The following is a 12,247-nucleotide window of genomic DNA, read 5'->3' as shown; positions in this document are numbered from 1 at the left end:
GCAGCTGAATGCCGCAGGGGATTGCTATTACGTTCGCTCGGCTTCCAGCCAGTTGTTATGAATGCAAATATACACGAGCTGCGTCCGGTTGCTGACGCTCAGCTTATCGTAAATCTGAGAAAGCATCGTGGCAGTCGTCGACTCTGCAAGGTAGACGGCATGTGCTGTTTCTTTAGTGCTCATGCCTTGAATGACACAGGCGACAATGTCGAGCTCGAGCTCTGTTAACAGCTTAGCCAGCTTATTCCGAACGAGATGAAACTCTTTAATCGGATTGTCACGGCGGCGGTATTGATGCAGCTGCACGGCCATTTCCCGGGCGGCATAAGGCTCAACCAGCGCATGGTTATTGGTGATGGCTTGCTGAACGTGATGTGGATGCTTGTCCACATAGGCCGCGGAAACGAGAACCGGGAACAGCTCCTGCAGGTCCAGGACATCCTGAGCTGCAAGCGGTTCTTTCGTAATCAAGGCGGGAAGCTCCTGACTCTGGAGGTCGTCCTGGCAGTCCAGTTTAAACTGCTCAATACACTGAATATCATCTGCGAGATAAAAATGAGCGTGCACCGACGTGGCTGCCAGCGTCTGACTGATGCTGCCTGACCACGTAAAATCCCCTTCCCCTATGCAATTGACTGCCGCCCTCTGCTGAAACAGCTCATTCATCCCGACATCCTCCTTTAAATTTGTCCGTATCTATGGCTATGTTTGAGATTATAGACTAAATTATGTAAATGTGTAACAAGGTGTGAGAAAATGGGAATAAAGAAGGGTTTGTTAGTCGCATATTTCAGCAGGTAGTTGAGAAAGTTATAAGTAAAGGATGGCGGCTTTAACGGAGAAAGCTGCTTTGCTGGGTGGATGGATCAGAGGTTCTTATCAAATAGAGTAAAGTACGCATAACGATTAGTAGTCTACGCATAAAACAAGAAACCGTACGCATAACGGGCAGATAAGTACGCATAAATGACAAGAGCGGTACGAATAAAGGGCAGTAATTACGAATAGCGGCACGACAAGATATAGATAGAAGGACACTTTCGCCGGGCGAAAGCCATTGAATAAAAAGGGCACGTAGCAGAGAGCTTCGGCCGGAGCCGAAGCTGGGGGTTGGGTGAACAGGGAGTTTCCCATAAAGGAAACGGACCTCCACGTAAAAAAGCGAAAGCTGCTCGTAAAGGACAAAAGCGGCCTCGTAAAACCCGATCGGCACCTCGTAAACGGGAAACCCCGTGCGAATAGTGACCGCGAGTTACGAATAAGAACTGAACATAGAGCTTCGGCCGTTGCCGAAGCTGTGGGTTTAGGTGGAAGAGGCGGTTTCCCATAAAAGAAGCGGACCTGCTCGTAACAAGACGAAAACTGCTCGTAAAGGACAAAAGCGGCCTCGTAAAACCCGATCGGCACCTCGTAAACGGGAACCCCCGTGCGAATAGCGGCCTCGAGTTACGAATAAGGACGCCATCATCAGGAAGCTTTCGGCACACCGAAAGCGCCCCATCACCTCCTTTCTTGTCAGAAAATCACACACAAAATCGATTCGTTCAAAAAACTTTCAGTTGTATTGAAAGCGCTTCTATTCTAAGCTAAAGCATAGAAGGGGAGGCGGAGAGGCATGCAGGGAATGACAGGCAGTTTTCAGCTGATGAAATCATTAAACCGCTCGCTTGTGCTGAATATTATCCGGCAGCACGGGCCGATTTCGCGGACCGATATATCGAAAAAGGCGAGTTTGACACATCCGACGGTGAGTAATATTGTCGCCGAGCTGACTGAAGAAGGCATCGTGCGGGAGGGACAGGTAGGCGAGTCGCGCGGCGGACGGAAGCCGATGCTCTTATCGATTTACGATGACCACAGCTACGTGATCGGAGTCGACGTCGGTACGGGCCAGCTGCGCGTCGGACTGACCAATCTACGGGCCGACGTAAAAGAAATTCGCACGCAGAAGTTTCCGGAGGGCATGCAGGAAAGTGAATTTCTGGAGCTCTTGATCCGGACGATCCGCGAGCTGCTTGATTCATCGAGTGTGGAGCGCTCCAAGGTGCTCGGCATCGGGGTCGGCATGCACGGGATCGTCGATGTGGAGCAGGGCGTCAGCATTTATGCACCGCACTTCGGTTATCGTGACATTCCGCTCGTGGAAATACTTGGCCGCGAATTCAAGCTGCCCGTGAAAATGGAAAACGATGCACGCTGTTCTGCGATTGCAGAGCGATGGTTTGGCAGCGCACAGCATTACAATAACATCGTCTGCATTAACGTCGGGGAAGGCATCGGCGCCGGAGTGATCGTCGATGGAAAGATTTTCCGAGGACGGCACCATATCGCCGGCGAGCTTGGACATATGATCGTCGATTTAAACGGACGCCGCTGTACGTGCGGCAGCTACGGTTGTCTGGAGACGGTCGCAAGCGGGATCCATATTCGGGAACGCGTGCTGCACGATTTAACGCTTGGACGCTCGACGATGATGCTGAAAATGGTGGACCGGAAAGAGGAGATCACCGGGGAAGTGATTCATGAAGCGGCACGCAGCGGAGACGTGTTTGCGCAGGAAGTGCTCGCAGAAGCAGGGCGTTTTCTTGGGCTTGCCTGCACGAATCTGATCAACACGATGAACCCGGATAAAATCATTTTTACCGGCGGGGTGATGGCAGCCGGCGAATACGTAATGGGGCCGCTTCGGCATTTGATTCGTCACCGTGCGCTGACAAAGGAAGCGCAGCAGACCGAGGTTGTCCTGTCTGAACTTGGTACGAACAGTGCCATGCTTGGAGCAGTTACGCTTGTCTTACAGGAGATTTTCGAAGTGGAAGGGTGACTTTTCAAAAATATTTTTAAAACACCCTTCCCATTGTGAGAAAAATATGATACTTTAACAATAGTTATTAAAATTATTTTAAGAAGTCGCTCTTTTTTTCACAGAGTTTGAAAGCGTATACACTTTAAAGGGGGAACCACCATGAAAATCTGGAAGATGACACTGACAGGGGCTTTATCGATCGGACTGCTTGCAGCGTGCGGCGGAGGAAACGACGACGCAGACACAAACGGCGGAGGAAATGAAGGAAATGGCAACAGCGAAGCAGATGCTTCTGAAGTCTCCGGTGAAATCACGGTCTGGGGCTGGAATGTTGCAGCTGCTTCCATGGAGCTTGCTGTTGAGCAGTTCCAGGAAGAGTACCCGGATGTGGACGTAGTGGTAGAAGACATCGGCACTGAAGACCTGTACGACAGACTCACTGTCGGACTTGCTTCAGGCGGATCCGGACTGCCGGACGTGACGATGATCGAAACAGACCGCCTGGATAACTATTTTGCAGAATTCCCGGATGGATTTGTGAACCTGAGTGAATACGGTTTTGACGAGCATGAAGGAGAATTTCCTGAAGCGAAGGCAGAGGCGATGAAGGACGCGGACGGAAACTTCCTCGCAGCCCCTTGGGATATCGGACCGGCGGGCGTGTTCTACCACGTGCCGCACTTTGAAGAAGCAGGGGTCGACCCAGACAGCATCGAAACGTGGGATGACTACATCGAAGCAGGCGAGCAGATCCAGGAAGCGACCGGCGCTCAGATGGCACCAGTTGATATTTCCAGTGACGACGCGCTGTTCCGCATGATGATGAACCAGCTCGGCACCTACTACTTCGATGAAGATGGTAACATCGACATCGATTCTGACGAGGCACAGCAGGCGCTGTCCAAAATTCAGGAGATGCGTGAAGCTGATCTGATCGCAAACGTCGACGGCTGGGATGGAACGGTAACAGCAACGATCAACCATCAGGTAGCAACGGTTCCGTTCGGGGTCTGGTATGCGGGTACGATCATGGACCAGGCACCTGAGCAGGAAGGCGAGTGGGACGTATTTAAGCTCCCGGCATTTGAAGGCGACGATAACCGTGATGCGAACCTCGGCGGCTCTGACCTGTCTATTCTTTCCCATACAGAAAACCCGGATGCTGCTTACGCATTCGTCGAATACTTCACGACCGATGTCGATGCACAGATGGTCGCGCTTGAAGAGTACGGTCTCTTCCCATCTCTGACGGCGGCTTACGACGAGCCATTCTTTGAAGAAGAAGATGAGTTCTTCAACAACAGCCCGATTTGGTCTACGTTTGCAGAAGTAGCGGAAGGCACGCTGCCTGCTAACTACACGAGCGACTATGCACGGGCACTGCGCTACTCTGCGGATGCACAGGCAGAAGCACTGCTTTCCGGCGGTGAAGTGCAGGACGCGCTTGATGAAGCAGCAGGACGCATTGAAAACGAAACAGGACGCGAGCGCGCGAACTAAAAACAGTCCGCACCCTGTTGATCAGGGGCTGAGCCGGCATCGACCGGCCAGCCCCGCTTTTCTTCTTACTTATAAAAATTAATTTAAAAAGTAGTTTCTGCTTTTGGAAGGAGTTTGCACAATGGCTGCGAATAAACGTAAGCGAAAAATCGTCACACCGAAAACAGCACCCTATTTCTTCATCGCACCAGCCGTGCTGTTTTTTCTCGTATTTACTCTCTGGCCGGTGATCCAGTCGCTGCTGTTGAGCTTTCAAACGTCAACCGGCGGCCAAAGTGAGTTTGCGGGCTTTGACAACTACATCCGACTGTTTAACGATGGGCTTTTCTATACGGCTCTGTTTAACACCTTTACGATCCTGATCATTCAGGTGCCGATCATGCTGTCGATCGCCGTTGTGCTCGCGGTGCTCATGAATTCTGCTTTGTTGAAAATGCGCGGGTTTTTCCGCGTGGCGTTCTTCATGCCTGCGATCACAGCGCTTGTAGCCTATGCGATCGTCTTCATGATCATGCTCGATGAGAATTTCGGGCTCGTCAACTACGCACTCTCGCTTGTCGGCATTGATCCGGTCGCGTGGCTGAACGATCCGTTCTGGGCGAAAGTGTCGCTGATCATTGCGATTACGTGGCGCTGGACCGGCTATAACATGGTTATTTTCCTTGCCGGACTGCAAAATATCTCCAATGACCTGTACGAAGCGGCAAGCATTGACGGCGCCGGAAAAATCCGTCAGTTTTTCTCGATCACACTGCCGCAGCTGAAGCCAATTTTCTTGTTTACGGCGATGCTGTCGACAATTGGAACGCTGCAGCTGTTTGACGAGCCGTTCATCTTAACTGACGGCGGACCGAACAACTCGACGCTGACGATTTCACTTTATCTCTATTTAAACGGCTTCCGTTACTTTGACTTTAACTATGCTTCTGCGATTGCGTACGTGCTCGTCATAATCATTGCGCTGTTCTCGTATGTGCAGATGAAAGTGGTAGGTGATGACGATGACTGATAAGAAAAAGACAAGCGTGATCATCCGTAAAATTCTGCTGTATATAACGCTCGGGATCGGTGTGATCTTATCGATCTTCCCGTTCTACTGGATGTTTATCGGAGCGACGAACCCGTCCGGTGCCATTTTCAGCGTACCGCCGAACCTGCTCCCTGGTGATTTTTTAGTTGAAAACTTTACGAACTTAAACGAAAACGTCGGCATTATTCGCGTGCTGATGAACTCACTCATCATCGCGCTCACGTTTACGTTCTTTGCGGTACTGATTGCAGCGGCCGCAGGCTTTGCATTTGCGAAGTATCAGTTTAAAGGACGCAACGCGATCTTTTTTACGCTGCTCCTGGCGATTATGATTCCGTATCACGTCATGCTTATTCCGCTCTTCCAGATGATGGCGGACCTTGGCTGGCTGAACACGTATCGTGCCGTGCTGCTGCCGAACCTGGCGTATCCATTTGCGATCTTCCTCATGAGGCAAAACATGCGCTCGATTCCGAACTCGCTTTTGGAAGCAGCGCGAGTTGACGGAGCAGGGGAGTTTAAGATTTTCTTTCAGATCGTGCTGCCGACGATGCGTCCGGCACTCGCTGCCGTAGCGATCTTTCTGTTCATGTTTCAGTGGAACAACTTCCTCTGGCCGCTCGTCGTGCTCGGTGACAGCGATATGTACACGCTGCCGGTTGCACTTTCCAGTCTCGTCGGCATGTCCCGCGTAGACTACGGTCAGATTATGATGGGAACAACGCTGTCGGTGCTTCCGATTATGATTTTCTTCCTGCTGCTCCAGCGCCAGTTCATTTCCGGAATACTGGGCGGCTCGGTTAAAGAATAATGACGAACGAAAGTGGGGGTTTTGATGGATACAACGAAGAAAGCTTTTGCGTATACACCTCCGGCGAACGGATATCCGGAGTGGAACAATAACCCGGAGACCTTTCAGCTGAACCGGGAGATGGCACATGCCACAATGATGCCTTATCCAGAGCGGGATCTGGCCGTGGAAGGGGACCGGGAAGCGTCTCCTTTCCGGACAAGTCTTGACGGGGAATGGCGTTTTCGCTTCGCCGAACGGCCGGAGGAACGTGACGTGGATTTTTACAAAACAGACCGTGACATGTCCTCATGGGACACGATTCAAGTGCCGTCGCACTGGCAGCTGCAAGGATGGGACTATCCGCACTATACGAATACGCGCTATCCGTGGGAAGAGCGCGAGGACATTAAGCCGCCGTTTGCTCCGACCGTGTACAACCCGGTCGGGCAGTATGTACGTACGGTCGACGTCGCACTTGTAGAAGGTGAGCGCTACCTGCTTCACTTTGAAGGCGTCGAGTCTGCCTTTTACCTTTGGATCAATGGCGTGCTTGTCGGCTACAGCGAAGATACGTTCACGCCGGCCGAGTTTGACGTGACCGACGTGCTAAAGAACGGGGAAAACCGGATCGCAGTGGAAGTATACCGCTGGTGCGACGCCAGCTGGCTGGAAGATCAGGATTTCTGGCGCATGAGCGGCATTTTTCGCAGCGTTTTTCTTTACAGACGTCCGGATGTCGCCATCCGCGATTTCTTTGTCCGCTCGCGTGTGGACAGTGCTAAAGCAACGCTCACGGTGAACGTTTCTTTAGCGAACGATTCTGGAAAAGCTGTGTCAGATATGCACCTTTCCGGCGAACTGCTGGATGATCACGGGCGAACAGTGGCGGATGCCCACACCGCACCGGGAGAAATAGGGGATTATTCTGACGAGACGCTCACGTTTACCTTGCAGGAGCCAAAGCTTTGGAGCGCGGAGGAGCCGAATCTGTATACGCTTGTATTAAAGTCTGAGCTGCACGGACGTGAAGTGTATGTATCGGCTAAGACCGGCATCCGCACGTTCGGCATGGAAGACGGATTGATGAAAATCAACGGGAAGCGGATCGTCTTTAAAGGTGTCAACCGGCATGAGTTTTCTCCGGAAACGGGTCGTGCCGCGATTACGAAAGACGAAATGCGTGAAGACATTTTGAAAATGAAGCAGCACAACATCAATGCGGTGCGGACGTCGCACTATCCGAATCATCCGTACTTGTACGAGCTTTGCGATGAATATGGCTTGTACGTGATTGATGAAGTGAACCTGGAAACACATGGGACGTGGGTGTACGGCCAGGAAGGTCTGCAGGAAACAGTTCCGGGCGATAAGCCGGAATGGACGGCGAATCTGCTGGACCGCTGTGCCTCCATGTTCGAGCGCGATAAAAACCACCCGTCGATCGTCATGTGGTCGCTCGGGAACGAATCGTTCGGCGGTACAAACTTTCTGGAGATGCACCGTTTCTTTAAAGAGCGTGACGAGACGCGGCTCGTGCATTATGAGGGTGTGTTCCACTACCGCGAGACCGATGAGGCATCAGACGTGGAGAGCACGATGTACATTCCGCCGCACAAAGTGGAGGAATATGCGCTGGACGCAGAAAAGAACGGCGGCGCTAAGCCGTATATCCTTTGTGAATACGCGCATGTGATGGGCAACTCACTCGGAAACTTCTATCAGTACACCGATTTGTTTCAGAAATACGATATCTTACAGGGCGGATTCATTTGGGACTGGCGCGACCAGGCGCTCTGGAAAGAAGAAAACGGGACGCGCTTTCTCGCTTACGGCGGAGATTTCGGCGAATCGCCTCACGACGGCAATTTCTCCGGAAACGGGCTGATCACCGCCGACGGGAAGCTCACGCCGCAGATAAAAGAAGTGAAGCACTGCTACCAGTACATCGATTTCGACTGGGAGAACGGCACGCTCAGCGTGACAAACAACTACTTATTCCGGGATCTCGGCTTTTTAGAGGGCCGCTTTGAGCTTCGCTGTGACGGCGAACTCACGGCGACCGGTTCTTTCCCGCTTCTGGCGGCTCCTGGTGAGCGCGAAACGATTCCGCTTCCGGTTTCGGAAAAGTCTGCATCTGGAACAGCAGTACTGACGGTGTCGGCAGTCCTTGCAGCCGATGAAGCGTGGGCGGAGGAAGGCTTTGAAGCCGCTTCGGCAGAGTGGACGCTTTCAGAAGCATCCATTCCGGAAAAAGCAGATCCGGTTACTCCATATGCTGATGAGAAGCAAGTCGTGCTGAAAGCCGGCGGCACGGAGGCCGTCGTATCCAAGGCGAGCGGACTATTGATCTCATTGACGGTAAACGGAATCGAACAGCTGATGGAGCCTTTGAAGCCGACGTTCTGGCGGGCGATGACAGACAACGACCGTGGCTGTAAACTACCGGAGCGAACGGCTGTCTGGCAGAATCCGCAGGTACAGCACGTAAAGGTCACTGTAGATGAAGTAGCTGTATCTGCCGTACTTGAACTGGACAACGGCAGCCGCGTTACGCTTTGCTACGAGCTCGGTACGGAAGGGGGACTCGATGTTTCCATGACGCTGCAGCCTGGAGCCGGTCTGCCAGAGCTTCCGGCTGTCGGTCTCGAGCTGCAGATGTCCGCAGCCGATTCGTTCAGCTGGTTTGGACTTGGTCCGCATGAAACGTACCGTGACCGGAAGCTGTCCGGACGCACGGGCATTTGGCAGGCGGCGCCTGAAGACCGGCTCGCGCCATACTTAAAGCCGCAGGAGTGCGGAAACATCGCAGATCTCAAGCAGCTGAAGGTCGGCAGCCTGGATATTCAAGCGCTGACATCCTCGGAGGGAAGCGTACTCCCTTGGTCGCCAGCTGAACTGGAAGCAGCTACGCACGTGCATAAGCTGCCCGAATCTGACAAAACCGTTATCCGACTGCTTGCAGGGCAGATGGGTGTCGGCGGTGACGACAGCTGGGGGCAGGAAACACACGGCGAATTTAAGCTGTTCGCCGACCGTGACTATCACGCGGCATGGCGCTTACGCACTGTTCAAAACTAGCGCAAATGTCCGCTGGGAAGCTCTCCAGCGGACGTTTTTTTGCACTTTTTTAGGGGGATTCAGCTTATAAGGAAAACAAGTAAGTTATCTGACACTTTTCGACAAAATCGTGCTATACTATCTCTATAGTGAACGCTCTTAGACCGAACGCGGCCCATGTGCGTCAAGAGGAGGATGAGCACATGAAGAAGACCTTAAACACCAGTTTTCATGTCAGCAACGAACACGGCCTCCCTTACATGGAGCTGAACCCGCTTTTCCAATTTACCGACCAGCGCACCGGCTGGCTGCATACCGCAGGAAAAAGCCGGCTTTACTTGTTTGATGCACACGTGGAGGATTGGACGGTGATCCGTGACATTGCTCACACGATTTCGCCTCGTGTCGGGTTAGTGATGGACACCCTTGAGAAGATCAAGGACCGTGAATCGATTTACGGCATGGTCGCCGTGATTGATGAAATAGAAGTATATGAGCCCTACCGCGGCAAAGGATACGGCAGAGAGCTGCTAAAAGAGATGGAGGCGACGCTCGACTTCATGTACGTCAACTACATCGCGCTCGTACCGGCGTCACCAGGCTCTGAGTATCAGACCGATTCTGCGACGATCCATTATTTCCTGGAGCAGGGATACCAGCTGTATGCAGGTTCGATCGGGAGCATACCGGTCGTTGGAAAAAGCTTATAAAGGAGTTTCGTCCGGGGAGCAGCTTCCCCGGACTTTCTGTTGGTTTCGGAGAATGATAACTTGCTGGGTGCGAATGAAAACTTGAGCCTGTGAAATGATAAGATTTTCGCTATAGCGAACGAAAGTTAATAACGATAATAAGTTTGAGGCGGAGGATGAAAACGTTCGTCGGCAGGATGAAAACTTTTACGCTTAGAATGATAACTTACAGCGTGGGAATAAAAACTTTCGCGTCCGCGAGCGGCTTTCTTTTAGGTGCGTTCATGATAGACTGGGTATAACGATGACTGAGAGAGGATGATTCAGATGGCAAAAGAAAATTCGTTTGATATCGTATCAAAAGTGGACATGTCGAAGGTGCAGAACGCCGTCGTCATGACTGAAAAAGAAATTCAAAACCGCTACGATTTTAAGGACAGCAAAAGCTCCGTCAAGCTGGACGATGAAGAGCTTGTCCTCGTATCCGACAACGAGTACAAAATGGACCAGCTCAAGGACGTGCTCGTCAACAAGCTGATCAAGCAGGAAGTCGCCGTACAGAGCTTTGACTATGGAAAGCTCGAATCCGCATCCGGCGGCACCGTGCGGCAGCGCGCGAAAATCATCCAGGGCATTGACCAGGCTAATGCCAAGAAGATCGTCAAGCTCGTGAAGGAAGAAAAGCTAAAGGTGAAAACGCAGATTCAGGATCAGCAGGTGCGCGTCACCGGTAAAAACAAGGACGACCTCCAAAAAACGATGGCTGCTGTGCGTGCAGCCGACCTGAGTGTGCCTGTTCAATTTACGAACTACCGTTAATCGAAACCGCCTGTCCTTTTATCAAAAAGGGACGGGCGGTTTTTTGACGACTAGATCATTCTGACAAAAAAGTTCAGACTTTCATCCTGAATAGTGACATGATTGATCAGTACGATCTGATGAAGATTCCTGCACAGTACGTAATTGTACGAAAAACGGTTGTGCATTTCTTTCGAGTCTCGTAGCGTTAGTGTCAGCGGGGCCTTAACGGCCATGCACTAAAACGAGACGAAGGGGATGAAGCGAACATGAAAAAGACGCTGGTTACATTGCTTGCTGTTCTGATGTTCCTGTCAATGGCGCTGCCAGCCGGAGCTGTAGGCAACGGGCCGAATTACAACGGCAACGAAACGATCAACGATTCCAGACTGACGAGCAATGAAGACTTAATGGCGCAGGTAGAACGCGCAGCGGAACGCTCTGATTTTATGGAGCTGGAGATCATCGGCCAGTCGGTAAAAGGACGTGACTTGCCGCTATTGAAGTTCGGTACAAATCCAGATAACCCGACGATCTTGTTTCTGACACAGCAGCACGGAAATGAAGTGCTGATCACAGAAGGGGCACTGCAGGTCATCCGCAGCTTGTCCAACAACCGTCGCCAAAATGCTGAGCTTGCGGAAAATGTGAACGTCTTTTTCGTACCGCGAATCAACATGGACGGCGCGATCGGCGATGTCGATTTTGACACTTCTGACTACGTTGCGGGTGGACTGGCAACGCGTACGAATGCCAACAACGTCGACTTAAACCGGGACCATAACGACTTGACGCAGCCGGAGAACATCGCGCTGCATGAAAACGTGCTGCAGGCGTATGATATTGATTACTTAGTCGATTTTCATCATCAGGGTGCGCGTTCTGCCATTGATGGAGAGCTCGTATCTGGTTCCATTCTTCACCCGACCAATGAGGGTGTCGACCCAGCTGTCGTGGAAATGTCCAAGCAGCTTGGCGCTGTTATGTATGATTCCGTAGAAGACCGCGGCTGGGGACTGCTCGCGAAATATCCGGGCGGAGATGCCAACACGATCGCTCGTAACGGTTTGGCATTTGAATACGATATCGCAACACTGTTGTTTGAAATGCGCGGCATGATCGACAATGTTAACGAATCAGCGGTGCTCGGTCAAAAGAGCAACGGCTACTTGATCCAGCAGGCAGTTGTTTCCATGGAAGCAGCCATTGAAGCAATCGCTGACCGCTCGATCGAAGAAGCGGACACTTCTTTCTGGGATACGCTCGAAACACAGAGCTTCCTGCCACAGGAAGAAGAAGGTGAATAAGCTATTCAGGAGTGAACCCGGCCGCGTGCCGGGTTCTTTTTTGTGAGTGGATTAAGGTCGTGCGGGACTGTTTCACGTCGTGCGTTTAGGCGGGTTGACGAAAGTGTTCAACTTTTGCGGCAAAAGCATGAACTTCGCTCCTGAAAGCTTCAACTTTCATTGCGAAAGCATTAACTCTGACTAGCAAATGTTTACGAGCATTAACTTAGAACTGTTATAACGAAGAAAGCGTTATTTGCGGCGGCAACATGTTCAACTTTCATCTGC

At 51.7% G+C, this 12,247-nt stretch carries 9 protein-coding genes; 8 read left to right on the top strand and 1 reads right to left on the bottom strand.

Annotated elements, in window-relative coordinates; genetic code table 11:
• Positions 1-27: 27 nt before the first annotated feature.
• On the bottom strand, positions 28-666 hold the full coding sequence (locus tag ACSZLD_RS08925; protein WP_444684968.1) for a response regulator transcription factor: 639 nt from the start codon (positions 664-666) through the stop codon (positions 28-30).
• Between the two features lie 949 nt (positions 667-1,615).
• On the opposite strand from ACSZLD_RS08925, the gene ACSZLD_RS08920 reads away from it, so the two are divergent.
• The 8 genes from ACSZLD_RS08920 to ACSZLD_RS08885 all read left to right on the top strand — a co-directional run bounded on the left by ACSZLD_RS08920 (position 1,616) and on the right by ACSZLD_RS08885 (position 11,980).
• A complete protein-coding gene (locus ACSZLD_RS08920; RefSeq protein WP_444684967.1) occupies positions 1,616-2,824 on the top strand; it encodes an ROK family transcriptional regulator in 1,209 nt (402 codons plus the stop codon).
• A 141-nt stretch (positions 2,825-2,965) separates the two neighbouring features.
• Positions 2,966-4,306 (top strand): ABC transporter substrate-binding protein, encoded by a 1,341-nt coding sequence (locus ACSZLD_RS08915; protein WP_444684966.1) that lies wholly within the window; start codon positions 2,966-2,968, stop codon positions 4,304-4,306.
• A gap of 121 nt (positions 4,307-4,427) precedes the next feature.
• Positions 4,428-5,315, top strand: a complete 888-nt coding sequence (locus ACSZLD_RS08910; RefSeq protein ID WP_444684965.1) for a carbohydrate ABC transporter permease — start codon at positions 4,428-4,430, stop codon at positions 5,313-5,315.
• Positions 5,308-6,147, top strand: a complete 840-nt coding sequence (locus tag ACSZLD_RS08905) for a carbohydrate ABC transporter permease (protein ID WP_444685012.1) — start codon at positions 5,308-5,310, stop codon at positions 6,145-6,147. The genes ACSZLD_RS08910 and ACSZLD_RS08905 overlap by 8 nt, the downstream gene beginning before the upstream one ends.
• Before the next feature lie 24 nt (positions 6,148-6,171).
• Positions 6,172-9,207, top strand: a complete 3,036-nt coding sequence (gene lacZ / locus ACSZLD_RS08900; RefSeq protein ID WP_444684964.1) for a beta-galactosidase, LacZ type — start codon at positions 6,172-6,174, stop codon at positions 9,205-9,207.
• Between the two features lie 182 nt (positions 9,208-9,389).
• The gene (locus tag ACSZLD_RS08895) at positions 9,390-9,896 is read left to right on the top strand and encodes a GNAT family N-acetyltransferase (protein WP_377909509.1); all 507 of its coding nucleotides are present in this window, start codon (positions 9,390-9,392) and stop codon (positions 9,894-9,896) included.
• A gap of 306 nt (positions 9,897-10,202) precedes the next feature.
• Complete coding sequence (locus ACSZLD_RS08890; protein WP_444684963.1) at positions 10,203-10,694, top strand: YajQ family cyclic di-GMP-binding protein; 492 nt, start codon at positions 10,203-10,205, stop codon at positions 10,692-10,694.
• A gap of 248 nt (positions 10,695-10,942) precedes the next feature.
• Positions 10,943-11,980, top strand: coding sequence for a M14 family zinc carboxypeptidase (locus ACSZLD_RS08885; RefSeq protein WP_377909511.1), 1,038 nt, complete (start codon positions 10,943-10,945; stop codon positions 11,978-11,980).
• Positions 11,981-12,247: the final 267 nt, after the last annotated feature.

The organism is Alkalicoccus luteus (assembly GCF_052061695.1).
Classification (GTDB): Bacteria; Bacillota; Bacilli; order Bacillales; family Salisediminibacteriaceae; genus Alkalicoccus; species Alkalicoccus luteus.
Note: the sequence above shows the minus strand (reverse complement) of the source record. Positions and strands in the feature narration are given on the sequence as shown.

What these genes read in the sequence shown, in the direction of transcription:
- ACSZLD_RS08925 (WP_444684968.1), bottom strand. Translation starts at nt 666, where the DNA reads ATGAATGAGCTGTTTCAGCAGAGGGCGGCAGTCAATTGCATAGGGGAA.
- ACSZLD_RS08920 (WP_444684967.1), top strand. Translation starts at nt 1,616, where the DNA reads ATGCAGGGAATGACAGGCAGTTTTCAGCTGATGAAATCATTAAACCGC.
- ACSZLD_RS08915 (WP_444684966.1), top strand. Translation starts at nt 2,966, where the DNA reads ATGAAAATCTGGAAGATGACACTGACAGGGGCTTTATCGATCGGACTG.
- ACSZLD_RS08910 (WP_444684965.1), top strand. Translation starts at nt 4,428, where the DNA reads ATGGCTGCGAATAAACGTAAGCGAAAAATCGTCACACCGAAAACAGCA.
- ACSZLD_RS08905 (WP_444685012.1), top strand. Translation starts at nt 5,308, where the DNA reads ATGACTGATAAGAAAAAGACAAGCGTGATCATCCGTAAAATTCTGCTG.
- lacZ (WP_444684964.1), top strand. Translation starts at nt 6,172, where the DNA reads ATGGATACAACGAAGAAAGCTTTTGCGTATACACCTCCGGCGAACGGA.
- ACSZLD_RS08895 (WP_377909509.1), top strand. Translation starts at nt 9,390, where the DNA reads ATGAAGAAGACCTTAAACACCAGTTTTCATGTCAGCAACGAACACGGC.
- ACSZLD_RS08890 (WP_444684963.1), top strand. Translation starts at nt 10,203, where the DNA reads ATGGCAAAAGAAAATTCGTTTGATATCGTATCAAAAGTGGACATGTCG.
- ACSZLD_RS08885 (WP_377909511.1), top strand. Translation starts at nt 10,943, where the DNA reads ATGAAAAAGACGCTGGTTACATTGCTTGCTGTTCTGATGTTCCTGTCA.